This window comes from Nocardiopsis sp. ATB16-24 (assembly GCF_030271535.1).
In the GTDB taxonomy this organism is placed as follows: domain Bacteria; phylum Actinomycetota; class Actinomycetes; order Streptosporangiales; family Streptosporangiaceae; genus Nocardiopsis.
Genome location: NZ_JASCXJ010000013.1, coordinates 88,338 through 112,928, shown reverse-complemented (window position 1 = coordinate 112,928; position 24,591 = coordinate 88,338). Strand labels below are relative to the sequence as shown.

General features: G+C 69.6%; 23 protein-coding genes. 14 read left to right on the top strand and 9 right to left on the bottom strand.

The window, feature by feature from the left end:
- Positions 1-285: 285 nt before the first annotated feature.
- Both PFX91_RS15475 and PFX91_RS15470 read left to right on the top strand, forming a co-directional pair.
- Complete coding sequence (locus tag PFX91_RS15475) at positions 286-984, top strand: aggregation-promoting factor C-terminal-like domain-containing protein (protein WP_285732474.1); 699 nt, start codon at positions 286-288, stop codon at positions 982-984.
- Positions 985-1,027: 43 nt separating this feature from the next.
- Positions 1,028-1,696, top strand: a complete 669-nt coding sequence (locus PFX91_RS15470) for an aggregation-promoting factor C-terminal-like domain-containing protein (protein WP_502888320.1) — start codon at positions 1,028-1,030, stop codon at positions 1,694-1,696.
- Positions 1,697-1,831: 135 nt separating this feature from the next.
- Here the strand turns inward: PFX91_RS15470 and PFX91_RS15465 are convergent, their stop codons facing one another.
- The 3 genes from PFX91_RS15465 to PFX91_RS15455 all read right to left on the bottom strand — a co-directional run bounded on the left by PFX91_RS15465 (position 1,832) and on the right by PFX91_RS15455 (position 6,145).
- Positions 1,832-3,751: a serine/threonine-protein kinase gene (locus PFX91_RS15465; protein ID WP_285732472.1), complete on the bottom strand. Its 1,920-nt coding sequence runs from the start codon at positions 3,749-3,751 to the stop codon at positions 1,832-1,834.
- Positions 3,752-3,927: 176 nt separating this feature from the next.
- Positions 3,928-5,325: a class II fumarate hydratase gene (locus tag PFX91_RS15460; protein ID WP_285732470.1), complete on the bottom strand. Its 1,398-nt coding sequence runs from the start codon at positions 5,323-5,325 to the stop codon at positions 3,928-3,930.
- A 217-nt stretch (positions 5,326-5,542) separates the two neighbouring features.
- Positions 5,543-6,145, bottom strand: coding sequence for a DUF1707 SHOCT-like domain-containing protein (locus PFX91_RS15455; protein WP_285732468.1), 603 nt, complete (start codon positions 6,143-6,145; stop codon positions 5,543-5,545).
- A gap of 269 nt (positions 6,146-6,414) precedes the next feature.
- On the opposite strand from PFX91_RS15455, the gene PFX91_RS15450 reads away from it, so the two are divergent.
- Complete coding sequence (locus PFX91_RS15450) at positions 6,415-7,386, top strand: ABC transporter ATP-binding protein (protein ID WP_285732467.1); 972 nt, start codon at positions 6,415-6,417, stop codon at positions 7,384-7,386.
- On the top strand, positions 7,383-8,207 hold the full coding sequence (locus PFX91_RS15445; protein WP_285732465.1) for an ABC transporter permease: 825 nt from the start codon (positions 7,383-7,385) through the stop codon (positions 8,205-8,207). Before PFX91_RS15450 ends, PFX91_RS15445 begins: the two co-directional genes overlap by 4 nt.
- Positions 8,208-8,306: 99 nt before the next feature.
- Here the strand turns inward: PFX91_RS15445 and PFX91_RS15440 are convergent, their stop codons facing one another.
- The gene (locus tag PFX91_RS15440; protein WP_285732463.1) at positions 8,307-9,977 is read right to left on the bottom strand and encodes a hypothetical protein; all 1,671 of its coding nucleotides are present in this window, start codon (positions 9,975-9,977) and stop codon (positions 8,307-8,309) included.
- Positions 9,978-10,382: 405 nt separating this feature from the next.
- Positions 10,383-11,429 (bottom strand): class II fructose-bisphosphatase, encoded by a 1,047-nt coding sequence (glpX, locus tag PFX91_RS15435; RefSeq protein WP_285732461.1) that lies wholly within the window; start codon positions 11,427-11,429, stop codon positions 10,383-10,385.
- A 179-nt stretch (positions 11,430-11,608) separates the two neighbouring features.
- Between glpX and PFX91_RS15430 the strand changes: the two genes are divergently transcribed.
- Positions 11,609-12,217 (top strand): TetR/AcrR family transcriptional regulator, encoded by a 609-nt coding sequence (locus PFX91_RS15430; protein WP_285732570.1) that lies wholly within the window; start codon positions 11,609-11,611, stop codon positions 12,215-12,217.
- A gap of 123 nt (positions 12,218-12,340) precedes the next feature.
- Entirely contained in the window at positions 12,341-12,907 is a 567-nt protein-coding gene (locus tag PFX91_RS15425; RefSeq protein WP_285732459.1) for a DUF4245 domain-containing protein, read from the top strand.
- A gap of 66 nt (positions 12,908-12,973) precedes the next feature.
- Here PFX91_RS15425 and PFX91_RS15420 read toward each other — a convergent pair whose 3' ends face one another.
- Entirely contained in the window at positions 12,974-13,945 is a 972-nt protein-coding gene (locus tag PFX91_RS15420; RefSeq protein ID WP_285732458.1) for a 4-hydroxy-3-methylbut-2-enyl diphosphate reductase, read from the bottom strand.
- 309 nt (positions 13,946-14,254) lie between these two features.
- Here PFX91_RS15420 and PFX91_RS15415 point away from each other — a divergent pair, with 309 nt between their 5' ends.
- From PFX91_RS15415 to PFX91_RS15405, 3 genes are all read left to right on the top strand, one after another.
- Positions 14,255-14,941 (top strand): DUF8129 domain-containing protein, encoded by a 687-nt coding sequence (locus tag PFX91_RS15415; RefSeq protein WP_285732455.1) that lies wholly within the window; start codon positions 14,255-14,257, stop codon positions 14,939-14,941.
- A 359-nt stretch (positions 14,942-15,300) separates the two neighbouring features.
- A complete protein-coding gene (gene xseA, locus PFX91_RS15410) occupies positions 15,301-16,533 on the top strand; it encodes an exodeoxyribonuclease VII large subunit (protein ID WP_285732453.1) in 1,233 nt (410 codons plus the stop codon).
- A gap of 2 nt (positions 16,534-16,535) precedes the next feature.
- Complete coding sequence (locus PFX91_RS15405; protein WP_285732451.1) at positions 16,536-16,796, top strand: exodeoxyribonuclease VII small subunit; 261 nt, start codon at positions 16,536-16,538, stop codon at positions 16,794-16,796.
- A gap of 32 nt (positions 16,797-16,828) precedes the next feature.
- On the opposite strand, the gene PFX91_RS15400 is transcribed toward PFX91_RS15405, so the two are convergent.
- Together PFX91_RS15400 and PFX91_RS15395 are read right to left on the bottom strand one after the other, a co-directional pair.
- Positions 16,829-17,368 (bottom strand): DUF6542 domain-containing protein, encoded by a 540-nt coding sequence (locus PFX91_RS15400; RefSeq protein ID WP_285732568.1) that lies wholly within the window; start codon positions 17,366-17,368, stop codon positions 16,829-16,831.
- A gap of 237 nt (positions 17,369-17,605) precedes the next feature.
- Entirely contained in the window at positions 17,606-18,937 is a 1,332-nt protein-coding gene (locus tag PFX91_RS15395) for a DNA recombination protein RmuC (protein WP_285732450.1), read from the bottom strand.
- 363 nt (positions 18,938-19,300) lie between these two features.
- Here PFX91_RS15395 and PFX91_RS15390 point away from each other — a divergent pair, with 363 nt between their 5' ends.
- On the top strand, positions 19,301-19,999 hold the full coding sequence (locus tag PFX91_RS15390) for an alpha/beta fold hydrolase (RefSeq protein ID WP_285732447.1): 699 nt from the start codon (positions 19,301-19,303) through the stop codon (positions 19,997-19,999).
- 19 nt (positions 20,000-20,018) lie between these two features.
- Here the strand turns inward: PFX91_RS15390 and PFX91_RS15385 are convergent, their stop codons facing one another.
- Complete coding sequence (locus PFX91_RS15385) at positions 20,019-20,987, bottom strand: FkbM family methyltransferase (protein ID WP_285732445.1); 969 nt, start codon at positions 20,985-20,987, stop codon at positions 20,019-20,021.
- Positions 20,988-21,357: 370 nt separating this feature from the next.
- Between PFX91_RS15385 and ychF the strand changes: the two genes are divergently transcribed.
- The 4 genes from ychF to PFX91_RS15365 all read left to right on the top strand — a co-directional run bounded on the left by ychF (position 21,358) and on the right by PFX91_RS15365 (position 24,588).
- The gene (gene ychF, locus PFX91_RS15380) at positions 21,358-22,443 is read left to right on the top strand and encodes a redox-regulated ATPase YchF (protein ID WP_285732444.1); all 1,086 of its coding nucleotides are present in this window, start codon (positions 21,358-21,360) and stop codon (positions 22,441-22,443) included.
- Positions 22,444-22,728: 285 nt separating this feature from the next.
- On the top strand, positions 22,729-22,878 hold the full coding sequence (locus PFX91_RS15375; protein WP_285732442.1) for a hypothetical protein: 150 nt from the start codon (positions 22,729-22,731) through the stop codon (positions 22,876-22,878).
- A 369-nt stretch (positions 22,879-23,247) separates the two neighbouring features.
- The gene (locus PFX91_RS15370) at positions 23,248-24,195 is read left to right on the top strand and encodes a conjugal transfer protein (RefSeq protein ID WP_285732440.1); all 948 of its coding nucleotides are present in this window, start codon (positions 23,248-23,250) and stop codon (positions 24,193-24,195) included.
- A gap of 72 nt (positions 24,196-24,267) precedes the next feature.
- Positions 24,268-24,588 carry a hypothetical protein gene (locus PFX91_RS15365; protein ID WP_285732439.1) on the top strand — a complete coding sequence of 107 codons (321 nt, stop codon included), beginning with the start codon at positions 24,268-24,270 and terminating at the stop codon, positions 24,586-24,588.
- The last annotated feature ends 3 nt before the right edge of the window (positions 24,589-24,591 follow it).

Here is a 24,591-nt window from a genome sequence, read left to right as displayed (position 1 = left end):
TGACTCCGCGTGCATAAGTGCAGGTCAAGAGCTTGCCTTGTGAGTACATATCGTGATGTGACTCAAGCCACGGTAAAACAGGCGTTACTTGGTCGTGACGATGATGCAGGCTGAATCCGCTGCACTCACATCCCCTCCCACGTGAGGTGCCCCGAGTCACGGTCGGTCGAACGGCAGATCCGTCCCCCCGTGCACACCACCCCGGGCCACGTGGTCAGCAGCAGCGAAGCACAACACACGAACGCCCCTGGGGCACGTGTGCGTCTACGCGAAAGGGCGATCCCTTTGTCTTTCCACCCGATCTCACTGCGCCACGCGGGGGCCGTCGGAGCCGCCACCCTCGTCGCCGGAGGCACCTTCGCGGTCGCCGCGTTCGCCGCGGACGGCGCGGTCGCTCCCGAGCAGCTCGCCGCCGCGGCCGTGGTGCCCGACGGGCCCGTGTCCACTGACGGCGGCGGCGGTGTCGACGACTTCTTCGCCGCCGACGCCGAACAGAGCGACCAGGAGAGGCAGACCCGGCGCGACGACGACCGGGAGAGGTTCCGGGCGGAGGTCGACGAGGCGGTCCGGTCCGCCAGCACCACGGGTGACGGAATCCCCGAGCCCGAGCCCGAACCCGTGGTCGAGCCCGCCGCGGACACCTCCGGTGGCGGCGGCGATGCCGGCTCGTCGGTCCCTTCCGGCTCTCCCAAGCAGATCGCCTTGCAGATGGTCCAGGACCAGGGCTGGGGCGCCTCCCAGTTCCACGACTGCCTTGAGCCTCTGTGGGAGAAGGAGAGCAACTGGAACCACACGGCTCAGAACCCCAGTTCGGGTGCCTACGGCATTCCGCAGTCTCTGCCGGGTAACAAGATGGCCACCCACGGCGATGACTGGCAGACCAACCCGGCGACCCAGATCGCCTGGGGCATCGACTACATCAAGGGCCGCTACGGCGATCCTTGTGGCGCTTGGGCCCACTCCCAGGCCAACAACTGGTATTAATAGGACTTTCCCCGCCAATGACCCCCTCTTGGGAAAGGCAATCGTGCTACTCAACCGAATGTCGCTGCGCAGTACGGCGGCGGTCGGTGCGGCAACCCTCGTCGCTGGTGCGACCTTCGCGGTCTCCGCTTTCGCGGATGACAGTGTCGATCCGGACATGGCGGCCAACGCCGCTCTGCCGGACACCGAGGAAACCGAGGACACCGCAGCCGACAGCGAAGCCGGAGAGGATTCCTTCTTCGCCGAGCAGCTGAGCCCGGAAGAGCTTCAGATCCTGCGCGAGCAGGCCCAGGAAGAGCGTGACTCGGCCCGCGGCGCCGGAATCACCACGGCCCAGGCCGACGGGACCGATATCGAGGAGGAGGAAGAGGAGGAAGAGGAGGAGGAGCCGGAGGCTCCCGTCTTCTCCGGGGATCCCAAGGGCATCGCCCTGGAGATGGTCCTCGCCGAGGGTTGGGGCGCCGACCAGTTCCACGGTTGCCTTGAGCCTCTGTGGGAGAAGGAGAGCAACTGGAACCACACGGCTCAGAACCCCAGTTCGGGTGCCTACGGCATTCCGCAGTCTCTGCCGGGTAACAAGATGGCCACCCACGGCGATGACTGGCAGACCAACCCGGCGACCCAGATCGCCTGGGGCATCGACTACATCAAGGGCCGCTACGGCACCCCCTGTGGCGCCTGGGCCCACTCCCAGTCCGTCGGCTGGTACTGAGCCGCCCTCCCATCGGATCCGTCGATCCGAGGGACATCTCCTCACAGGGTCCTGACGGACCCGGGAACGGCCTCCGCGACAGCGGGGGCCGTTCCCCTTCTCCCCTGAGGACGCCGTCGATCCGAGGGGCCGGGCTCACAGGTGGGGGTTGAACGTCTCCATGACGTCTTCGTGCAGGTCGTCGTAGTAGTCGGCGTCCTCACGGGGGACGTTCACGCTGACCAGGTAGAACACTCGGCTGCCCTGGTGGTCCAGACTGACCGCGTAGGCCCAGAAGCGGCGTTCGGGGGACCTCCAGGTGTCGTTGGTGAGGTCGGCCTCCATCAGGGCGACGTCCCAACCGTCCTGGAAGTCGCCGTCGTCGAACTCCTCCAGCTCCAACTCCCTGAAGCCGGTCGTGACGTCCCCGTCCACGTCGGTGCCGCCCTTGGTCTCCCGCAGGTACTCCGCGCTGCTCCCGGTGAACTCCTCCTCCGTCCACCCGGTCACCCACACCTGGTGGTCGTTGCCCGGGGCGATGAACACCACCAGTGTCTCGTCGATCCGACTGTCGTCGACCTGCCAGTCCTGCGGGTACTCCAGGGAGAACCACTGGGACCGAAAGCCCTCCATGTCGTCGTAGGAGGGTGGATCGGCGCTCTCCGACCGCTCATCGTCCCGCTCGCCATCGTTGTCGCCGGCGTCGACCTGGTCACCTCCGTCGGCGGAGGGTTCCGCCGGAGGAGCCGCGGTCTGGGGAGGGAAGCCCAGGGTGGAGGACTCGTCCACGGACTCCCCCGACGAGCGGAGGAGGGCCACGGTCACGACCGTGACGAGCAGCAGCACCGCCACCGCTCCGGCGCCCACACCCAGGAGCACCTTGCCGCTTCCCGAGCCCTCGGGGCCACCTGGGGGGAGTGGTCCCGTGGTGGGACCGGGACCGTGCGGGCCGCCCGGAAAGCCGTGTCCCGCCGAGTGCATCGACCGCTGGTGGTAAGGAGGGGCCGCAGGGTGGCGGTGCCCCGGAGGGAAGGGCGTCGCAGGGGTCATCGGCCCGGTCGGACCGGTCGGCCTGTACGGTCCTGTGGACTCCGCCGCCCCGTGGACGCCGGTGACCCCGCCCACGGGGCCGGTGGGAGACGGGGGCGGCGGCGGTGCGGTCCGTGAGTAGGGGTGGCCCTCCAAGGGCCTGGTCCCGGGACGTCCGACGCTCGGCGGGTGAAAGGCGCTCTGCGGACCGCTGCCGCCCCCCGGACCGCGGTTCTCACGCAGCATGGACAGCGCCTGGTCCACGGTCGGTCGCCGGTCCGGATCACGCTCCAACAACCCCAGGATGACCGGTTCCAGCCATCCGGCACGGGTCATGGGAGGCAGGGGCGCCGAGATCACGGCGGCGATCGCCGCCGTGAGGCTGTCCCGGCGGAACGGGGAGGTGCCCTCCACCGCCGCGAACAGGGTCACTCCGATACTCCACAGGTCGCCCCTGTGCTCGGCCGGGCCGCCCTCCAACCGTTCCGGTGGCATGTACTCGGGGGAGCCGATCAGCGCACCGGTACGGGTGATGCTCGGCCCGCCCTCCATCGTGGCGATGCCGAAGTCGGTGAGGATCACCCTGCCGTCCAGGGACATCATGATGTTCCCCGGCTTGATGTCCCGGTGCAGGACTCCGACCGCGTTCGCCGCCTGCACCGCCTTGAGCAGGGACTCGGCGATCTCGGCGACCTCCTCCACCGGCAGGGCGCCCCGCTCGTTGAGCCGGTCCTGGAGGGAACCGCCCTCGACCAGTTCCATGACCACCCACGGGTCGCCCGCGTACTCGAAGACGTCGTGGATGGTGATCACGGTGGGGTGGCTGATCCGCGCCGCCGACCGGGCCTCCCGCCGGACCCGGGCGTGTGCGTCCCGGCGCTCGGAGTCGGTGAAGTGGTCGGGGAGGAGCACCTGTTTGATCGCGACGACGCGGTCCAGGGCGGGGTCGAAGGCCTCCCAGACCACGCCCATACCGCCGCGTCCGAGTTCACGCCGCAGGATGTAGCGGTCCGCGACGATACGTTCACTGTCGCTGTTGCTCGACATGTACTGCCCTCTCGAAGGCGGGCCTTTCTGGTGCTCTGTTCAAGAATGTCGGACGCTTCCCCCACGCGGAAGGTTCCTCGACCGACCACGGGGCACCCCGCGCATGCGCGAGGTGCCCCGTGGTCGTTTCCGGCCGGGGCGGTCGGTCTCCGGAACCGACCGCCGTACCGCGTCGCCTACCGGGACTGCCGGGAGTTGGTCATCTTCAGCACGTCGAGGGCCTCGTCCAGCTGGGCCTCGGTGAGCCTGCCGTCCTTGACGTAGCCACGCTCGATGACCACCTCGCGGATGGTCTTCTTCTCCTTCAGCGACTGCTTGGCGACCTTGGCGGCCTCCTCGTAGCCGATGTAGCGGTTGAGCGGCGTGACGATCGACGGCGAGGACTCGGCGTAGACGCGGCACTGCTCGACGTCGGCCTCGATCCCGGCCACGCAACGGTCGGCGAACACACGCGAGACGTTGGCCAGCAGGCGGATCGACTCCAGCACGTTACGGGCCATCATCGGCAGTTGCACGTTCAGCTCGAAGTTGCCGCTGGCACCGCCGAAGGCCACCGCGGCGTCGTTCCCGACGACCTGCGAGGAGACCTGGAGCATGGTCTCGCACAGAACCGGGTTGACCTTGCCCGGCATGATCGAGGAACCGGGCTGGAGGTCGGGCAGCAGGACCTCGCCCAGACCCGCGGTCGGCCCCGAGCCCATCCAACGGATGTCGTTGGCGATCTTGGCGAAGCCGACCGCGATGGTCCGCAGCTGGCCGGAGAGCTCGACCAGACCGTCGCGGGCGCCCTGCGCCTCGAAGTGGTCGCGCGCCTCGGTCAGGGGCAGACCGGTGTTCTCGGCGATCTCGGCGATGACCCGGGCGGAGAAGCCCTCGGGAGTGTTGATACCGGTGCCGACGGCGGTCCCGCCCAACGGCAGCTCGGCCACGCGCGGCAGGACGGCCTCCATACGCTCCACACCGAAGCGGACCTGGGCGGCGTATCCGGCGAACTCCTGACCCAGGGTGACCGGGGTGGCGTCCATCAGGTGCGTGCGGCCGCTCTTGACCACGGAGGAGAACTCGGTCGCCTTACGGGCCAGCTCCTGCTCCAGGTGACGCAGCGCCGGGATCAGGTCGTTCAGGACGGCCGAGGTGGCGGCGATGTGGATGGAGGAGGGGAACACGTCGTTGGACGACTGCGAGGCGTTGACGTGGTCATTGGGGTGCACCGGAGCGCCCAGACGCTCGGTGGCCAGGGACGCCACGACCTCGTTGGTGTTCATGTTGCTGGAGGTGCCCGAACCGGTCTGGAAGACGTCGATGGGGAACTGGTCGTTCCACTTGCCCTCCGCCACCTCCAGCGCGGCCTCGCGCACGGCCCTGCCGATCTCGTCGCTGATCACACCGAGTTCGGCGTTGACCTTGGCCGCGGCGGCCTTGATCTGACCCAGAGCGGCGATGTGGGCGTCCTCGAGGCCCTGACCGGAGATCGGGAAGTTCTCGATGGCACGCTGCGTCTGGGCACGCCACCTGGCCTCGGCCGGGACCCTGATCTCACCCATCGAGTCGTGCTCGATACGGAACTCGCTCATTGCACCCCATCTCTCCTGGGAAAACCTGTGCCCCCCAGCCTGCCAGACGCAGGGGAGCACACCACCACCTCACCCTGGGTTGGCGATGTTGCGCGCATCATGTTGACAGCGAGGGACCGCCGTACCCCAGGACCGTCCGTGTGTTGCGCGGGGCGGTCGGACGCGGACGAGGAGGCGCCCCGAGGACCGTGGACCCACGCCCCCCGCGGGACCCGGTTCAGGAGCCGATGCCGCGCCGTCGCTCCCGACGCCACCGGTCGAGCAGACGCCGACGCCTGGGCGCGCGTACGCGCACCACTCCGAAGAGCGAGAAACCGTCGATCTCCAACACGGGGGGACGGGACATGTCCGAACGACGGGCCGTGGTGCCCCGCCTGCCCAGGAACGACCAACCCTTCAGCCGTACCTCGACGCCCTCGGGAACATCGATCTCCACTCGGCCCAGGACCGCCGTCACGGTCATCCGGTGGTGATTGTGCATGAGCAGCGCCTCGCGCATGTCCATCTCGACACGGCCGACGAAGGCCACCACGTGTTCGTTCGGGTAGGCCACCCAGCGACCCTTGCGCTCGACCGCGCCGAACACCCCGAGGGCGGGCTGCGGGTCCAGCCGGATGGGCTGCTGCTCGACGGGCAACAGGTCGGCGGTGACCTCGGGCAGGTCGCCCAGGAAACGGGCCTCGTGCACCCGGGACGAGCGCTCCTCGAACTCCTCCAGGTCCAAGCGGCCGTCCGCGGTGGCGTCGCGCAGAACCCTCAGAACACGTTCACGGTCGGTGTCGGAGGCGCGGAGCCGCTCGGGGGGAACTTGCTCACTCACACCGCCAACACTAAGGGAGCCCCCTTCGCCGGGGGAGGTCCGGCACGGCGGTCCCCGCGCCCGGGACGGTCGTGACCCCGACGGGATGTTCCCCGCGCGTGTCGGGCCCCTTCCGAGAGAGGCCCACCCGGTGACGACCCCACCCGCCGGGACCATGCCGGACGGGAGTCCCAGGCCGAGAGTGAAGGCTTGTCAGCGGAACCCCACGTTTGCCGGTACGGGACGAAAACCGGTGGAAAAGCGTCCTCCCCGGCGTCTACCGTGGGCCAATGACCACACATGGCCTCGGTCGCGGCCCCAGCGGGAGCGCCACCAAGACTCCGGACGAGGCGCCGGCCGTGCCCGCGCTGCTGCTCCGGGGCGTCGTCAAGCGCTTCGGCTCCTTGACCGCCGTGGACGGACTCGACCTGGACGTGCCCCAGGGAGTCGTCCTCGGCCTCCTCGGGCCCAACGGCGCGGGCAAGTCCACCACCATGCGGATGCTCACCGCCCAGTCCCTGGCCGACGAGGGCCAGATCCGCATCCTCGGCCACGAGGTTCCCGCCGAGTCCAAGTGGGTGCGCGCCCGCATGGGCGTCGTCCCCCAACACGACAACCTCGACGAGGAGCTCACCGTCGAGCAGAACCTGCGGATGTTCTCCTACCTCTACCGGGTTCCTCGCCACCGGCGTCGGGAGGCGATCGCCCGGGCCATGCGGCTGGCCCAGCTCTCCGACCGGGGCGCGACCCAGGTGGACGATCTGTCAGGGGGCATGCGACGTCGACTGCTCATCGTCCGCGCCCTGCTGCACCGGCCCGAACTGGTCCTCATGGACGAGCCCACCGTGGGACTGGACCCGCAGGTGCGCCAGGACCTGTGGGGGGTCATCTCCGCCCTGCGGGAGGAGGGCGTCACCGTCCTGATGTCCACGCACTACATCGAGGAGGCCGAGCGCCTCTCCGACGAGGTGGCGCTCATGGCCGGGGGCAGGATCGTCGAACGCGGAGCCCCCGCCGACCTCGTCGCCACCTACGCGGGCACCACGGTGGAGGAGTACCAGCCGGGCCCGGAGGGGACGAGTGCCTTCGAGGCCCTCGTCCACGGCCACGGTTTCACCACTCGCAGGACCGGCACCACCGTGTCGGTCCTGCGCGCGGAGAAGCTGCCCGACTCCCTGCGCGACCGGCTGGGCGTCCCACAACGCCGGGCCGCCAACCTCGAAGACGTGTTCGTCACCCTCACAGGGGAGACAGTGGAGTGAACCTTCGACAGCAGGCCCGTGAGGACGCCCGGCCGGAGGTCCACGCGCGTCCGGGCCGGTTCGAGGCCGACGCGGTCATGGGCGTCATCGCCCGCGAGTGGATCCTGTACGGCCAGTCCTGGCGGGCGACCACCTTCGCCGCGGTGGTCGAGCCGACCCTCTACCTGCTGTGCTTCGGCTTCGGTATGGGCGCCCTCATCGGAACCCTGGCCGGGTACAGCTACATCGACTTCCTCGGTACCGGCATCGTGGCGGTGTCGGTCATGTTCCAGTCGATGATGCCCGCCGTCATCAACACCTTCATCAAACGCCGTTTCCTGCACACCTACGAGGGCATCCTCGCCGCGCCCGTGGACGTGCGCGAGCTCGTGACCGGTGAGGCGCTGTGGTTGGCGATGCGCTCGGGCGTCTACGGATGCGTACCACTGCTCGTGGCGGTCGGGTTCGGTCTGCGCCCCGGCCTCGGCATGCTCCTGGTGCCGTTCGTGGCCTTCGTCGCGGGGTTCGCCTTCGCCCTCTTCGGCATCTGGATCTCCGCGGTGATCAGCTCGGTACGGTCCATGGACTACGTGTTCAGCGGCCTGTTCACCCCGCTGTTCCTGGTGGCGGGCACGTTCTTCCCGCTCACCGAACTGCCCGACTGGGTGCAGACCGCGGCCATGGCCAATCCTCTCTACCACGCGGTCGAGCTGATCCGGGGAGCGGTCTTCGGCGGGATGGACGCCGGTTCGGCGTTGGTGCACGTCGGCGTGCTGTTGGGCTTCATCGTCCTGATGTGGTTCCTGGCCGCGTTCCAGATGCGCCGCCGCGTCGTCGACTGAGCCGTACCGGCGGTCCTCGGTCCGGCCGGGAAGGACCGGGGGCGGGAAGGCCCCCGGCCTCCCCGCCCCGATGCCTACCGTGCCCCTACCGGTGTACGGCTACGCGCCGCCGCTGGGCGCCCACCGTAGTTCGAGGCTGGTGCGCCGTCCCTCCTCGGTGACGCTCAAAGCCAACCCCAGGGCCCCCCACTGGTCGGGGTCCCGCACATCGGAGTCGGTCAACACCCCGCGCATGTCGAAGAACCCGGCGACCACGGCGTCGTCCATCTCCTGCATGGTCTGCTGGAAGACCACGTCGTCGCCCAGGCGTCCGGTGGCGCTGCTTCCCCGGGACACCACCACGGCGTCGCCATCGGTGTTCACCCCCGGAGGGGTGGCGTAGGGGTCGGCGATCATGCTCTCCACGACCTCGCCCAGAACCGTCTCGTCGCCGCCGACCGCACGGTACTGGAAGGACAGTTCCTCTCCACCGCCGTAGGAGGAACCGAAGAAACCCTCCAGGTCGATGTCGGTGACACCGAACGCGGTGGAGGAGCCCAGCAGCTGGGTGAAACCGTCCGGCAACGGGGCGCCCATCCTGTTGAACTCGCGCTCCAACTCCTCCCTCTGGCCGCTGCTGGTCACGAACGGGAGGTCATGGCCCTCGTAGGCGTCGGCCAGAGCGGTGTCCAGGCCACTGGCGCCGAAGGCCATGATCGTGCTCTCGGGCAGGGACTCCAACGCCGCCACACTCGTACCGGGGGTCGCGGCCAGCCACGCCATGTCGGTGCCGTCCACGACGAAGTCGAAGACGTCCATCCTCGCCTCCAGGTAGTCGCCGTCCACCCGTAGGGACGCCGTCGCCCGGCCGCTCATCTCACTGGTCTCGGCGAGTACCTCCGCCCCGATCTCACGGGCGATCTCCTCGACCTGCAACATGCGCTCGTAGTCGGCCCAACCCACGGCCAGGCTGCCACCGGGCAGATCGGCCATGTCCCCGGAGAAGACGTCCGAATCGTCCAGGGAGCCGTGCTCGTCGACCTGCGCCCGCAGGTCCTCCAAAGCGGCTTCGGAGGGGGCGAGCAGGACGAAGTCGTCGACCACCTCGAAGTACAGGTCGTCGTGGGCGCGGCTCAGCGCCTCGAACTCCTCGTGGGCCAGACGCTCGTCGTCCACCGCGAGCGCGATGGCCACGGACACACCCGCTCCCTCGCTGACCTCGGCGGCACCGCTGGCGGGCCATACGGCGGCGCCCACCCGCCGGCCGATCCACTCCTCGACGTCGGACTGGTCGGCCTCGGGAAAGAGCCCGACGAACCCCTCGGCGAAGAGGTCCGTCATGTCGTCGTCCGGCTGGTCCATCTCCTCGGTGATCTCGTCCGGAAGCCGGTCCACGAACTGGATCAGCTCCATCGCCTGGGAGCCGTCGATCGACAGGTCGAGCTTGGCGAAGGCGATCGCGTTGCCCGGGAACATCTCCTCGGGCTGGGGCCCACCGAAGTCGACCAGGGAGACGGTGGCCCACACGGTCGTGGCCATCAAGGCGACGGCCGTACCCGCGGCGGCCGGGATCAGCCACCACTTGCTCCTACCGCCGCCCCGGGGCGGCACAGGCCCGCCCGGGTGAGGGACGCCGGGCGGTGGGCCTCCGGGTGGGCCTCCGAAGCCGCCAGGGGCACCGGGGCCCGCGTACTGCCCGCCCGGGACCTGCGGCGGAGGGAAACCCTGACCAGGCTGCCCGGGCTGCTGAGGCTGCCACTGGGGCTGCTGTGGGGGATCGGGGTAGGACATCGGACCTCCGACGAGGGTGTACTCCGCGCGCGACCGCGCGGCCAACACTGGCTCTGATGCCAGGTCGACCGGATGTGGTTCGCGGTCGGCGCTCTTTTGGCGTGGTCGGGCGGCCCGGAGACCTGAGGGTTCCGTGTCGGCCGCGCCGGAGAGAAGGGGAGTGGGGGACGGGTGGCGCGGCACGTGCCTCACGGCGGTCCGTTCGGCCACCTCGGTGGTTCTTCGGGCGTTCCGGACAGGGACGGGCGGCCGGAGGAACGCCGCCCGGTAGGGGACCGGCCCCGCCCGCCCTCCCACGATTTCCGTGCGGTTTCCGTGCGGTCGCCCTCGACGCCGAGGACGACCACACGGGAGACGGTGCGGACAGGACCCCCGGGACGCCCCGCGAGCCCGAGACCGGTCCGCTCAGGGGGCCGAGGAGGATTCCTCGCCACGGTAGGGGGCGGAGGTCAGGTCCACCCCGCTGTAGGCGGAGAGCTTGCCCAGGCGGTGTTCGCTGAAGATCTGACGGACGGTGCCGCTGCGTCCGCGCATGACCAGCGACTCGGTGATGACGCGGGAGGACTCGTAGCGGACCCCGCCGACCAGCTCTCCGTCGGTGATGCCCGTCGCGGCGAAGAACACGTCGTCGGAACGGACCAGGTCGTCGGTGTACAGCACGCGGTCCAGGTCGTGCCCCGCGTCGACGGCCTTCTGGCGCTCCTCCTCGTCCTTGGGCCACAAACGCCCCTGGATGACGCCGCCCAGGCACTTCATCGCGCACGCGGTGATGATCCCCTCGGGGGTCCCGCCGATGCCCAACAGCAGGTCCACGCCGGTGCCGGCACGGGCCGCCATGATGGCGCCCGCCACGTCGCCGTCGGTGATGAACTTGATGCGGGCGCCGGCGTCGCGCACGTCCTGCACGATCTGTTCGTGGCGGGGGCGGTCCAGGATGACGACCGTCACGTCCTGGGGAGACTTGCCCTTGGCGCGTGCCACCGCACGGATGTTGTCGGCCACCGGGGCGGCGATGTCCACCACGTCGGCGGCCTCGGGTCCCGTGGCGAGCTTTTCCATGTAGAACACCGCGGACGGGTCGAACATGGTGTCGCGCGGGCTCATCGCGATCACCGAGATGGCGTTGGGCATGCCCATGGCGGTCAGGGTGGTGCCGTCGATCGGGTCGACCGCCACGTCCCACTCGTGGCCGCCACCGTCGCCGACGCGCTCGCCGTTGTAGAGCATGGGGGCGTTGTCCTTCTCGCCCTCGCCGATCACCACGGTGCCGTTCATCGACACGGTGCTGATCATGTACCGCATGCCGCGCACCGCCGCGCCGTCCGCGCCGATCTTGTCGCCCTTGCCGACCCAGCGCGCGGCGGCCAGCGCCGCCGTCTCGGTGACACGGACCAGTTCCAGAGCGAGGTTCCGGTCGGGCGCCGTGGGCTGCGGGTTGCTGGGCTGCGACATGGACGTGACACCTTCCATCAGGAAACAGGGCGGCGAACACGCCCTAGGGTAGTCACCCGACGTGATCCCCGACCTGCCACGGTTACCCGTGGCGTCGCCCGGCGCCGCCGGAGGCGACGGGGAAGGTCTACCCTGGCGAGATCCCCCGGATCTGGAGTGAGGGCGTGACAGTGGACAAGATGGACAAGCCCGCGAAGCCCGCACGGGTCTCCCCGCGCGGCGCGGCCACCCGCGGTGCACTGCTCAAGGCCGCGGCCCAGGTGTTCCGCACGGTCGGCTTCGCCAAGGCGGGGGTGAGCGACGTCGTGGCCCTGGCCGGTGCCAGTGTCGGCAGCCTCTACCACCACTTCACCGGCAAGGCCGACCTCTACCTCGCCCTGTACGAGGAGTTCCAGCAACGCCAGCAGGACCGTACCCACCAGGCGGTTCTGGCGGCCCGGGCAGAGGGGGAGAGCGACCCCACCCGGCTGATGAACATCGCCGCACACGCCTACCTGCTCGGATGCATCGAGGAGCGGGAGACCACGCAGCTGTTCTTCAGCGGGGACGGTCCTCCCGGCTTCGACCACCGACTGCGGTCACGGCTCACCCAGTGGACGGACCGCAACGTGGCGCTGTACCGCAAGGCGGACGAACCGGTGAACGAGGCACTGATCATCGTGGTCAGCGGCGCCATGCTGCTCGCCGTCGCCGAGGTGGTGCGCCTGGAGGACGCCGAGGCGCGCGAACTCGCCGACGACATCACACGGCTGCTCACCCGACTCGAACCCGAGCGCGAAGGGCGGTGAGGTCGGACACGGCCGGGACGGGCGCGGTTCCGAAGAACCGCCCGGGACGGGGGGTCCGCGGGCCGACCGCTCACCGCACCCCGGGTCCGCGCACCAGGGGACCTGCGGCAAGCTGGATGTGCCATGAGTGAGTACAGCCGGTCCAGCGCGACCTTCAAGAACTACGCCATCTCCCTGGGGATCATCGTCGGCATCGTCCTGATCCTGGCGTGGGTGGTGTCCACGCGCTCGGGTGAGCACATCCCGGCAGTGGACTACGGACCCGACGCCGACGTCCTGCGGGAGTCGGCGGACTACCCGGTGACGGTGCCCTCGCCCGAACTGGTGGAGGAGGGGTGGACGCCCACCAGCTCCACGGTGAACGTGACCGGACCGGTGGAGTGGAGCGTGGGCTTCGCCACCCCGCAGGACAGTCACGCCATGTTCACCCAGAGCGACGCCGATCCGGACCGCGTCGTGGCGGAGCGGACCAGGGACGCCGAGGAGGTCGGCACGGTCGCCGTGGCCGGCCGTGAGTGGGAGCACCACGACTCCGCGGAATGGGGCGCCCTCGTCCTTCGCGAGGAGGGCGTGACGCTGGTCGTCTCGGGTCCCACTGAACTGGACGAGCTGGCCCGACTGGCCTCGGCCCTGGAGACCGACTCCGAGGGGGACGCCGGGCCTGTCACGGAGGATGACGGAACGGACTGAGGCCCCCGAACACCAAACGCCCGGCCGGAGGAACCGGCCGGGCGTTTCTTCCGGACTCGTGCGGCGCTATTCGGCGCGCAGGTCGCGGCGCAGTTCCTTGGGCAGCGAGAAGGTCAGCTTCTCCTCGGCGGTCGTCACCGGGGTGACCGTGCCGTAGCCGTGGTCGGCCAGCCTGTCGAGCAGCTCGCGTACCAGGATCTCCGGTACGGAGGCGCCGCTGGTCACACCGACGGTGGTCACGCCCTCCAGCCAGGAGTCGTCCATCAGCGAGGCGTTGTCGATCAGGTAGGCGGCGTTCGCGCCGGCGTCCAGGGCCACCTCCACCAGACGCACCGAGTTCGACGAGTTGTCGGAGCCGACCACGATGACCAGCTCGCAGTCGGGGGCCATCGCCTTGACGGCGTCCTGGCGGTTGGACGTGGCGTAGCAGATGTCGTCGCTGGGCGGGTCGAGCAGGTTCGGGAACCTCTTGCGCAGGGCGTCCACGGTCTGGTTGGTCTCGTCGACCGACAGGGTGGTCTGGGACAGCCACGACACGTTGTCGGGGTCGCGGACCTGGACCTTGTCGACCTCGTGGGGGCCCTCCACGATCTGGATGTGCTCGGGGGCCTCCCCGCTGGTGCCCTCGACCTCCTCGTGGCCGACGTGGCCGATGAGGATGATGTCGCGGTCCTCGGCGGCGAAGCGCTGGGCCTCCTTGTGGACCTTGGTGACCAGTGGACAGGTGGCGTCGATCGTCTTGAGGTTGCGCTGCTGGGCCTCCTCGTGCACGACCGGTGCGACACCGTGCGCGGAGAAGACGACGATGGCGCCCTCGGGCACCTCCTCGGTCTCCTCCACGAAGATCGCGCCACGCTCCTCCAGCGTGCGTACCACGTGGGTGTTGTGCACGATCTGCTTGCGCACGTAGATCGGGGCGCCGTACTGCTCCAGGGCCTTCTCGACGGTGATGACAGCGCGGTCGACACCGGCGCAGTAACCCCGAGGATTGGCGAGGAGCACACGCCTTTGGTTCGTGGCAGTCGTCATCGCAGACATGAATTCATCCTAGGTGGGCTGGAGGGGTGAGCGGCGCAGGTGTGGGGGACGGCACGGGCACGAGCGTATCGGCGCTGTTCCGTGCCCGAAGGTGACGTTATCGCTACGGGGCGTCCCGGGTCGGGCTTCGAAGTGGCGAAATCGTTCACTTATCTCCTGCTCATGGTGTTCATCCCTCATCTATCCTGGTTCACCATCGCATCCGTTACGGGCGATGTCACAGGCGGTCCGCCCTCAACTCGGCTCTGCTGGTTGGCTGGTCGCGTACCGCTCACCCAACACGCCGAGAGCATCAGGAGCCCCCGTCCTATGTCGAACCCGACATTCGCCACGAAGTTGGCAGCCCTGGTCAAGGGCATCTTCGGGCGTAAGGCCGCACCCGCGGCCGACACAGCGGCCGAGGACAAGGCCGCGACCACCACGGCCCCCGCGGTGGAGGAGACCTCGTCCGAGACCGTGACCGCCGCGGCCCCCGAAGAGGAGAAGTCCCAGGCCCGGGCGACGGAGCCCGTGGCCGAGGAGAAGGCCGCGAAGGCCCCCACCGAGGAGACGGAGAAGCCCGAGGACGCCGGGTCCCCCGCGGAGGAGAAGGCCGAGAAGGCCCCCACCGAGGAGACGGAGAAGACCGAGAAGGGGACCGGGGGGGAGGCCGTGACCGGCCAGGAACCCCGGACCGAACCGGCCACCCCGGCCACCGCCGAGCTGGGCGAGGACGCCCCGGCCATCGCCGAGGAGCTGGAGGCGGCGGAGGCGCACACCACGGTCGCGAGCGACGAGGTCCTGGAGAAGGTTCGCAAGGACGCCGCCCCCTCGGCGGAGGAGCTCGCCGTGCCCACCTACGACGAGCTCACCCTGCCCTCGATCCGCGCCCGTCTGCGCAAGCTCACCGTCGAACAGGTCCGCGACCTGCGCGCCTACGAGGTCGCCCACCAGGGCCGTCCCGAGTTCATCAAGATGTACGACAACCGCATCACCAAGCTGGAGAACGCAGAGTAGACGGCCATGTCAGGACCTCTGACCGCCGGGCGGGCGCGGATCGGCGCACACGGGGAGGAGGGCGTCGACGAAGGCTCGGACCTTCGTCGACGCCCTCCTCGGACCCACACCCGCGGCGCGGAGGATCACCGAACGAGGGCGGTGCTCGGGGAGATCGCCCGAAGACGTGAGCGATGTGGTGTGCGCAACCTGGCCACCGTGAAGAAGGCCGGGTCGTCGTTGGCCCGTGATCCCCGCCAGGCGGGGTCGAGGCGGGCCTCGGCACGAACGGGGCCGGGGCGGGGGAGCGTCGCATACGGCCGACGCCCCGAGGCGAGGCTGCTCCGGAGTGTCGTCGCTCTGGCCTAGGCTCGTTCGACATGGGCATGGAGAGTTCTCCCGAGGCGCCGCAGCCGGTACGCGTCGTCCTCAACGCCGTCGGCCAGTGGATCGGCCGACTGGGCCGGATCTGGGTCGAGGGCCAGATCGCCGAACTCAACCGGCGAGGTCGCATGGCCTACATCACGCTGCGAGATCCCGTGGCCAACGTGTCGGCGCGCGTGGTCTGTCAGACCTCGGTCCTGGACGCGCAGAGCCCGCCTCCCGAACCCGGGGCGCGCGTCGTCGTGCACGCCAAGCCCGACTTCTACGAGGTCCGCGGCACCTTCTCACTGCGCGCGTTGGAGATCCGCCACGTGGGACTGGGCGAACTCCTGGCCAGACTGGAACAGCTACGCCGCACCCTGACCGCCGAGGGCCTCTTCGACGCGGAGCGCAAGCGTCCCCTGCCCTTCCTGCCCAACACCGTCGGCCTCATCTGCGGGCGCGACTCCGCCGCCGAGCGCGACGTGCTGGAGAACGGCCGCCGTCGCTGGCCCGCGGTGCGCTTCGAGGTCCGCCCCGTCGCCGTCCAGGGCGATCGCGCCGTCCGCGAGGTGCTGGAGGCGCTCAAGGAGCTGGACTCCCACCCCGAGGTCGACGTCATCGTCATCGCCAGGGGCGGCGGCTCCCTGGAGGACCTGCTGCCCTTCTCCGACGAGGCCCTGGTGCGCGCCGTGGCCGCCGCGGGCACGCCGGTGGTGAGCGCGATCGGGCACGAGCAGGACACACCGCTGCTGGACCATGTCGCGGACGTGCGCGCCTCCACGCCCACGGACGCCGCCAAGAAGACGATCCCCGACGTCGGCGAGCAGCTGGAGATCATCCGCCAGCTCCGTGACCGGGGGCGGCGCGTGCTCAAGGGCGGTCTGGAACGCGAACTCGCCTGGTTGGCGGGCATGCGCTCTCGGCCGGTGCTGGCCAGCCCGGTGCGTGAGGTCGAACGACTCGCCGAGCAGGTCGTGGATCTGCGCGACCGGGCCCGTCGGAGTCTGACGGTGTCGTTGGAGCGGGCCGCCGAAGGCCTCGAACACACGCGGGCGCGCCTGCACGCCCTGTCCCCGGCCACCACGTTGGCGCGCGGGTACGCGATCGTTCAGCGAGGGGACGGGTCGGTGGTGCGTTCGGCCGGCGAACCGGAGGTGGGCGAGTCCCTGCGTGTGCGCTTCGCGGAGGACGGACTGACGGCCACCGTGGAATCGGTCCATATCGAGAAGAACGTCGAGGGGGAGTAGAGATGGCCGCCAAGGCGACCGAGCAACAGGGCACCACCGAACCGGAACTGAGCTACGAGGAGAGCCGGGAGGAGCTGAGCAACGTCGTGCGACGGCTGGAGTCCGGCGGGCTCAGCCTGAAGGAGTCGCTGGCGTTGTGGGAGCGCGGCGAGGAACTCGCCCGGATGTGCGAGCAGTGGCTGGAGGGCGCCCGGGCCACGCTGGCCGCCGCCATGGACGAGCGTCAGGGCGACTCCCCGGGGGAGGACGACACGCCCTTCTGAGGTGGGTCGCGGGGCGAGGGCGCCCGCGGGTCTCACCGGCGGCCGTTGAGTTCGTCCCCCAGGTCGCGGATGTTGCCGGGAAGGCCCCGGGACACCCCGATCACCAGTACCAACGCCGTTCCCAGGAACAGCCAGGGCGCGACCTCGGCCAGGCGGGAGGCCAGGCCCAGGAGCAGCGCACGGGCGAATCCCTCACTGCCCAGGGCGAGGAGGCTCTCGGCCGCGACCACCGCCGCGAAGAACGCGATGGGCGGGCTCACCGACAGCGACAACAGGTCGCTCGGCCGGACCAGACAGACGCTGAGCAGGCAGGCGAGGGTGAAGCCGATCCCCGGTGCGAGGGGCAGGTCCGCCCAGTGCGTGACCAGGGTCCCGACGAAGCTGAACACGACGATGCCCAGGACACCGCCGCGTCCGGTCAGCCGGGGTGGGCGCCGGGCGGGTACCTCCTCGCGCCTGGGTGCCGCGCGGTTCCTGCCTCTGGGGCGGGGAATGCTCGTGCCTCGACCCTTGGTCCGCACGAAGTACGGTGCGTTCCCGGGCTCCGGACCGTCCGCCTTCCGCGGGGGCATGGCCGTCCGCCTCTCAAGTATGCTACTCACGGTGTTTAGTGTGTCACTTCTGGTGAATGTTCGGTGTCTTTTCCAGGGATCGTGTCGCCCTTCCGAGGCTTGCCCGATCCGCCACGAACACGGCTTCCATCCGTTGGACACCAGGATGGGGCACCGTGGTTCAGGGAATCGGCAAGGGTTCACCCGTATCGCCCGAATATTCGGGACATGGTGCCAGAACACAGGAACCTCCCCTCGTCAGAGGCGGGGGACGCTCTCGCCACGCTCTTTTCGGGATGGGCCGGTGTTCCTGTTGACAGCGGACCGAATCCTCTCCAGGTCGCGCTCCTCCTCGGCCCCGATGGTCGGCTCCCCGCCGTCCGGATCGGACAGCTCCGGAGCGGTCACCGTGCGCGGACGCTCCTCCACCCCCGTGGGCGGGTCGAGTTCGCCGTCCACCAGTCCCAGGTCGCGGAATCGGCGCGCCGTCACCAGTACCCGGCTCTCCAACGACCCCACGGTCTGGTTGTAGGCGCTCACCGTCCGCGTCAGCGCACGCCCCAGGCCCTCCACGTGTGCGCCCAGCCTCCCCAGCCGCTCGTGCAGCTGTTTGCCCAGATCGAACACCGCCCGCGCGTTCGCGCTCAGAGCCTCCTGCTGCCAGGCGTACTGCGCCGTCCGCAGGAGGGAGATCAGCGTCGTGGGCGTGGCGATGTGCACCCGCCGTGCCATCGCGTGTTCCAACAGTTCCGGGTCGTGCTCCAGCGCCGGGGCGAGGAAGGCCTCACCGGGAACGAACAGTACGACGAACTCCGGTGCCGGGGTGAACGCCGCCCAGTACGACTTCGCCGCCAACTGGTCCACGTGGGTGCGCAGGTGGCGGGCGTGGACGCGCAGATGACGGGCGGCCTCCTCCGGATCCGCCTCCACGGCGTCCAGATAGGCCGCCAGCGGGACCTTGGAGTCCACCACGATGTTCTTGCCGCCCGCCAGGCGCACCACCATGTCCGGCCGCCGTGACCCGTCGCGGGTGGCCGCCTGTTCCTCGAAGTCACAGTGCGCTCCCATCCCCGCCAGCTCCGCCACCCGACGCAGCTGCAACTCCCCCCACCGGCCGCGCGCCTCGGGCCGTCGCAGAGCCGTCACCAGGGACCGGGTCTGGTCACGCAGGCGTTCGGACCCCTCTCGCACGTACTCGATCTGCTTGGCCAGCTCGGCGTGCGCGGCCGCCCGTCCGGCGTCCACCTCCCGCAGTTGACGCTCCACCCGGTCCAGGGTCCGGGCCAGGGGCTCGACCATGCGTTCCACCGCACGACGCCGCTCGTCCAGATCGCTCCCCGCCTCGGCGCCCACCGCGCGCAGTCGACCCTCCGCCAGTTCCAGGAAGCGCTGGTTGCTCTGGTCCAAGGCCTGCGCGGACAGGGCACGGAAGCGGTCCGCGAGCTGCTCCTCCACGTAGGCGGCGCGCTCCTCGGCGGCGCGCGCGTTCGCCCGTGCCTCGGCGTCCCGGCCGCGGGCCAGGGTCCAACCCACGACGACGCCGAGCGCCAGGCCGATCAGGAGCATGAGTACCAGTGCGAGGCCGTTCATGGAGGCCTATGGTGCCGGCCCGTGGCTCGGCGTCCCCACCGCCACGCAGGACAATCAGTGAGCAGACCCACCAAGACGGACATGTCCATGCTCGGATCCGGGGATCTCGGGAGCCGCGCCCGCCCGTGGTCGTCACAGCACGCGTCGCGGCCCACACGCGGAGTCGATGTGCGGATCGCGCCGTTCCCTCCCCGTACTCCAGGGGTGGACGGGGAAGAAAAGGTACCCGGAAAACGGCCGCTTCCGGTCATTTCCTTTCCTCGCGCGAAAGTTTTCGAGACGCTGGAGGAACCCGTCCACACGGCCGTTCCCCGGCCGCTTCCCGCACGGTGATCTCCCCACTTTTCCAGGAGGCGTTCTCCCATGCGACTGGAGACCCACACCAGCGGTACCGGTGACCGCACAGTCCTCCTCGTCCACGGTTCCATGGCCACCCACGAGACATGGCACGCCGTCGAGGCACGGCTCGTCCAGCGTGGCTACCGGGTGATCAGCGTCGACATGCGCGGCCACGGCGACAGCCCGCGCGGGAACTACTCCGTCTCCGCGCTCGGAGACGACCTGGTCGACTCCCTGCCCACCGGCGCCGACGTGGCCATCGGCCACTCCATGGGCGCGGTGGCGCTCTCCCTGGCGGTGGAACGACTGCTTCCGACCCGCGCGGTCTACGTCGACCCCTCGTTCCGCCTGCCGCCCATGCACGCCGACGCGAGTGAGCGCATGCGCCGGGTCTTCGCCACGGCGGACGTGGCCCACGTGCGCCAGCTCAACCCCAAGTGGCACGACACCGACGTGGAACGGGAGGTCAGAGGCTTCGCCGCCTTCGACCCGGAGTTCTTCGACTTCGTCGCCGCCGAGGTGGCCGGACACGACTTCCTCCCCGACGGGCCGGTGGTCCCCTCCCTCGTCCTACGGGCCGGGAACAGCGTCACCGTCACCCCGCGGACCGCGGAGGAACTCGCCGAGCGGGGCTTCACCGTCCGGGTCGTGGAGGGCGCCGGGCACTGCGTCCACCGGGACGACCTGCCCGGCTTCCTCGCCGCGTTGGAAGGGTGGATCTGAAAGGGGTCGTCGGTCGGCGTCAGGCGTCCGGCTCGGGCGCACAGCGGTCCACGGCCGTGCGCCAGTGACGTACCGAGGGCCAGAACCCCTCGGGAACCGGTTCGGGGGTGAACAGCCACATCCGCTCCCAGGCCGGTGAGGCCCTCCCCGCGATCTCGGTGCGCGCCTCGTAGGGCGAAGGCCCGACCACCGGATACCAGGTGTACTCCAACGGATCGAGCAGGGCCATGAGCCGTTCCTCCACGCCCCGGTCCGGCCGGACCTTGACCAGCATCCACGGCCGGTACCGGCGCAGCACCTCCAGGCCTCCGGCGACCACGTCCGGCTCGGTGCCGACCGTGTCGATCTTGAGCACCGTGGGGAGGGCCGTCGCGCCCTCGTTCCAGCGCGACAGGGTGGTCACCTCCACGGTGATGTGCGCCAGATCGCCGCGGGTGGAGCGCACCAGCGTGTTGCACATGTCGTTGTGCGGGGAGCGACGCAACTGCGCGGTTCCGGTGTGGTTGCTCAACGCGGACTCGACCACGGTGAACCCCAGGTTCGCGGAGGAGGACAGCACCCGGGCCGCCGCGGCGATCTCCGGGGTCGGTTCGAAGGCGAAGACGGGACGGCTCGTGCGCGCGGCGGCCAGCAGCGAGTACACCCCCACCCCCGCCCCCACGTCGAACACCGCCCCGGGGCGGGTGTGGTCGAGCATCGCCATGAAGCAGGCCAGGCTCTCGGGTTCGTGCCTGGCCAACCCGAAGTAGGCCAGCCGACGCGGAACGGTGAGGTCACCGGGCAGACGCACGGTGAGGACGTCCGGACCCGTCCGGCGCGTGTCCGACTCCAGACGCGGCAGGCGGAAGGACACCTGACGGCTCCACGGCGGGACCCGGTCGGGATCCAGCCCGCCCAGCCTTCTGGGCAGACGTACCCGCAGTCTCCTGGTCGCGAAGCGGACCAGTGGATAGCGGTGCACGAGTGCCCTCAGTTGGTCGGTGACCACAGTCGTCTCCCCCCAGGAGCGAGGCCGTGACGGAAGGGGCGTCCACCACCTCACGGTGGTCCGGCGCACCGGCTCGGCCCCCGCGTACCCCGATGTCCCCGCCTCACCCCGTCCGACGTCCACGTCGGGCGGGGCTTCTTCCGTCGACGGCCGTGTTTCGGCCCAGCGTCCGGGGCGGATCGGGACACGCGACGGGTGACTCGCGCGCCTGCCCGACCTCTCCTCCCAGGCCCCGGCGACGTCTTTCGAACCTACTCCGAGTGACGAGGCGTGTGCACGGTGTTCGTGCTGATCGTGTCCGGCTTTTCTCCTCCGGTCCCCCGTTCACGACGGATCGTCCCACTCGTGAGGCCGCATAGACTCTGACCTTGTGAGTCTGTCTATCGGGATCGTCGGCCTGCCCAACGTGGGCAAGTCCACCCTCTTCAACGCGCTGACCAAGAACGACGCTCTGGCCGCGAACTATCCGTTCGCGACCATCGAGCCCAACGTCGGAGTCGTCGGCGTGCCCGACCAGCGGCTCGGCCGGCTGGCCGAGATCTTCGGGTCGCAGAAGATCCTCCCGGCGACGGTGGACTTCGTCGACATCGCGGGCATCGTGCGCGGCGCCTCCACCGGTGAGGGCCTGGGCAACAAGTTCCTCGCCAACATCCGTGAGTGCGACGCCATCTGCCAGGTGATCCGGGCCTTCGAGGACCCCGACGTCACGCACGTCGACGGCGAGGTCGAACCCTCCCGCGACATCGAGACGATCAACACCGAACTCATCCTCGCCGACCTCCAGACGCTGGAGAGGGCGATCCCGCGCCTGGAGAAGGACGCCAAGCGCAACGCCAAGGACAAGGACGCCCAGGCGCTGCTCGACAACGCCCGCGCGGCCCAGGAGGTCCTCGACGAGGGCGTCTCGCTGTTCGCGTCCCAAGGAGTGGACCTGGGCCGTCTGCGCGAACTGAGCCTGCTGACGGTCAAGCCCTTCATCTACGTGTTCAACCTGGACACCGAGGAGTTGGCCGACGAGGCCCTGCGCGCGAAGTTGCAGGAACTCGTGGCCCCGGCCGAGGCGATCTTCCTGGACGCCAAGATCGAGGCGGAGTTGGCCGAGCTCGACGAGGACGAGGCGCAGGAGCTCCTGGAGTCCATGGGGCAGACCGAGTCGGGTCTGGCGCAGCTGGTACGGGTGGGTTTCGACACCCTGGGATTGCAGACCTACCTGACCGCCGGGCCCAAGGAGGCCCGTGCCTGGACCATCAGGAAGGGCACCACCGCCCCCGAGGCGGCCGGGGTCATCCACACCGATTTCCAGCGCGGCTTCATCAAGGCCGAAGTGGTCTCCTTCGACGACCTGGTCGCCGCGGGCGACATGCAGGCCGCCCGCGCCGCGGGCAAGGTCCGCATGGAGGGCAAGGAGTACGTGATGGCCGACGGCGACGTGGTGGAGTTCCGCTTCAACGTGTAGCCGGGTTCGGGGGCCGTGGTCCGCGCCGAGAGCGCCGGCCGCGGCCCCTGTCGTCTCCGGATCGGGTTCGACCCAGGCGTGACCGGTGGGATACCGAGTACCACGTGATGAAGGGGGCGGTCGTGTCCGTCACGGCCGGCGAGGCGCGCGGATCCCTCTTCCCGCTGATCAACGAGGTCGACGAGGACACACGCGGGAACCCCTTCACCGGTATCGCAGCCCCGAGCCGTCGAAGTACCGCTCGCCTGGGGCCGGTCCCGAAGGATCGACGACCAACACCGTCCGGTGCACGTCGCCACCGACCGCGAGTACACCGTGTCGGACGGACCGTTCGCCGAGAGGGACGTGTGCGTCGTCGAGGCGGTCACCGAGGACATCCCTGAGGTCCCGGTTCCGGACGGACACGAACCACGGGACGATCGTGCTGCTCGGTGACGACCCGGAGTCGGAATCGCGGGTGTGCCTTCCTTGGTGATGGGAGACGGCCGCCAGGGGCGGAGGGCCGGCGCCTTTCCCGCCGAGGAGGGCACACCCTGCTCTCCTCCAGGGAACTGATCTCTTTCCGGCCAGTCCGTAATTGTGGTGATGTGCGCATCCACAATAGGAGTTAGCCCTCCTATTGCCGTATTGTGCACCTTTTGAGAAGTTCGGCTGTTGCGTGCAATGTGCGGTTGACGGGGAAACGCGGAGTCACCAAGGGCGCTCCCAACCCACACAATGCCTCACTATAGGGATGGGGTAGACAAGGCATGGCGGATACGCCGTTCGCAGCGAACGGCGCGGAACTTTGTGCAGGAGGCGGGGATGGCGAAGGCGTCACGGCGCAGTACCACCGCGCGTGACCAGGAGGACGGCATGGAGTTCGACGCCCCTCCCGCCAGGCGGCCGCGGGCCGGAGCGGGTGGACGCTGGTGGGTGGGCGTGGGACGCGCCGTCCTGTGGGCGTTCATGATCGTCGTCATCTTCAACGGCATCTGGTTCCCGCTGCGCGGCGGTCTCGCCCTTCCCGACACGGCACAGGAGCCCGAACGGGACGACGGCGTCACCTATCCCGAGACCGCGGCCGCGGCCTTCGGGCTCAGGTTCGCCGAGGCCTACCTCGACACCGAGGACCCCGAGGCACGCCTGTCCGCCCTGGCCGCGTTCGTCCCCGAAGGGGAGGCCGCCTCCCTCGACGCCCCCGCCGACAGCCTCACCGGAGACAACCTCACGGTCGTCGCGGTGGACGTGCGCGACGACAACCACGCCCTCGTCGTCGTCCGGGCCGACGTCAACGGCGAGCCCATGCGGCTGGACGTGCCCGTCTACGCCGAGGACGACGCGCTCGTGGTCTCCGGCCGCCCCGCCCTGCTGGCCGCGCCCACCCAGGCGTCCCTGCCCCAGGGCTCCGCCTACGAGCACGACGCGCGGGCGGAGGAGCAGCTCACAGAGGTGCTGCCCGGTTTCTTCGAGGCCTACGCGGGAGAGCCGGCGCATCTGGAGCGCTACGTGGAGCCGGGGGCCACAGTGACACCTCTTCCCGCGGACAGTCTGGAATTTGGTGAACTGTCCGATCTGGCGGTGCCATCTCAGGCGTCGAACGGGAATGATGACGTACGACAGGTGGCGGCCACGGTCCGGTGGAACCTCCCGGCCCCCGAGGAAACACAGACCGGACAGTTGACGCAGAACTACCTGGTCACCGTCGTCAACTCCGGCAACGAGTGGTACGTGCGGGACATCCAGGGCGCCCCGCACTCGTTCGGCGGATGACGAGGCCCGTAGGCAAGGAGAAGAGAAGGACCATGCGCACACCAGCAACGACACCGGGGGGTGGCGCCTGACATGCTCCCCCTGATGTCATCGACACCGGACGTGTTCCACGCCGCCGGAGGCACGGACCTGCTCTTCCTCACGGCGAACATCGCCCAGGAGAACGCCCCGGACACCGGCGGCCTCGCCGACTTCCTACGCGGATTCTTCGGACCCCTCTTCCTCGTCATCGTCTCCATCGTGGCGGTGTTCTTCCTGTTCACGAGGGAGATCACGAGATTCGCGCAGTTCATCATCCTGGCCATCTTCATCGGGATCGTCTTCTACGTCCCCGGCATCATCGAGGTCATCGCGGTGGCCCTCGCCCGAGCAATGGGCGTGTCCACCGAATAGGCG

Bases quoted from the DNA above. Each gene is read 5' to 3' on its own strand.
- PFX91_RS15405 (WP_285732451.1), top strand. From the start codon at position 16,536: ATGGCCGCCAAGGCGACCGAGCAACAGGGCACCACCGAACCGGAACTG.
- PFX91_RS15390 (WP_285732447.1), top strand. From the start codon at position 19,301: ATGCGACTGGAGACCCACACCAGCGGTACCGGTGACCGCACAGTCCTC.
- glpX (WP_285732461.1), bottom strand. From the start codon at position 11,429: ATGTCGCAGCCCAGCAACCCGCAGCCCACGGCGCCCGACCGGAACCTC.
- PFX91_RS15440 (WP_285732463.1), bottom strand. From the start codon at position 9,977: ATGTCCTACCCCGATCCCCCACAGCAGCCCCAGTGGCAGCCTCAGCAG.
- PFX91_RS15420 (WP_285732458.1), bottom strand. From the start codon at position 13,945: ATGTCTGCGATGACGACTGCCACGAACCAAAGGCGTGTGCTCCTCGCC.
- PFX91_RS15365 (WP_285732439.1), top strand. From the start codon at position 24,268: ATGCTCCCCCTGATGTCATCGACACCGGACGTGTTCCACGCCGCCGGA.
- xseA (WP_285732453.1), top strand. From the start codon at position 15,301: ATGGGCATGGAGAGTTCTCCCGAGGCGCCGCAGCCGGTACGCGTCGTC.
- PFX91_RS15450 (WP_285732467.1), top strand. From the start codon at position 6,415: ATGACCACACATGGCCTCGGTCGCGGCCCCAGCGGGAGCGCCACCAAG.
- PFX91_RS15460 (WP_285732470.1), bottom strand. From the start codon at position 5,325: ATGAGCGAGTTCCGTATCGAGCACGACTCGATGGGTGAGATCAGGGTC.
- PFX91_RS15430 (WP_285732570.1), top strand. From the start codon at position 11,609: ATGGACAAGCCCGCGAAGCCCGCACGGGTCTCCCCGCGCGGCGCGGCC.
- PFX91_RS15465 (WP_285732472.1), bottom strand. From the start codon at position 3,751: ATGTCGAGCAACAGCGACAGTGAACGTATCGTCGCGGACCGCTACATC.
- PFX91_RS15395 (WP_285732450.1), bottom strand. From the start codon at position 18,937: ATGAACGGCCTCGCACTGGTACTCATGCTCCTGATCGGCCTGGCGCTC.
- PFX91_RS15415 (WP_285732455.1), top strand. From the start codon at position 14,255: ATGTCGAACCCGACATTCGCCACGAAGTTGGCAGCCCTGGTCAAGGGC.
- PFX91_RS15370 (WP_285732440.1), top strand. From the start codon at position 23,248: ATGGCGAAGGCGTCACGGCGCAGTACCACCGCGCGTGACCAGGAGGAC.
- PFX91_RS15400 (WP_285732568.1), bottom strand. From the start codon at position 17,368: ATGCCCCCGCGGAAGGCGGACGGTCCGGAGCCCGGGAACGCACCGTAC.
- PFX91_RS15425 (WP_285732459.1), top strand. From the start codon at position 12,341: ATGAGTGAGTACAGCCGGTCCAGCGCGACCTTCAAGAACTACGCCATC.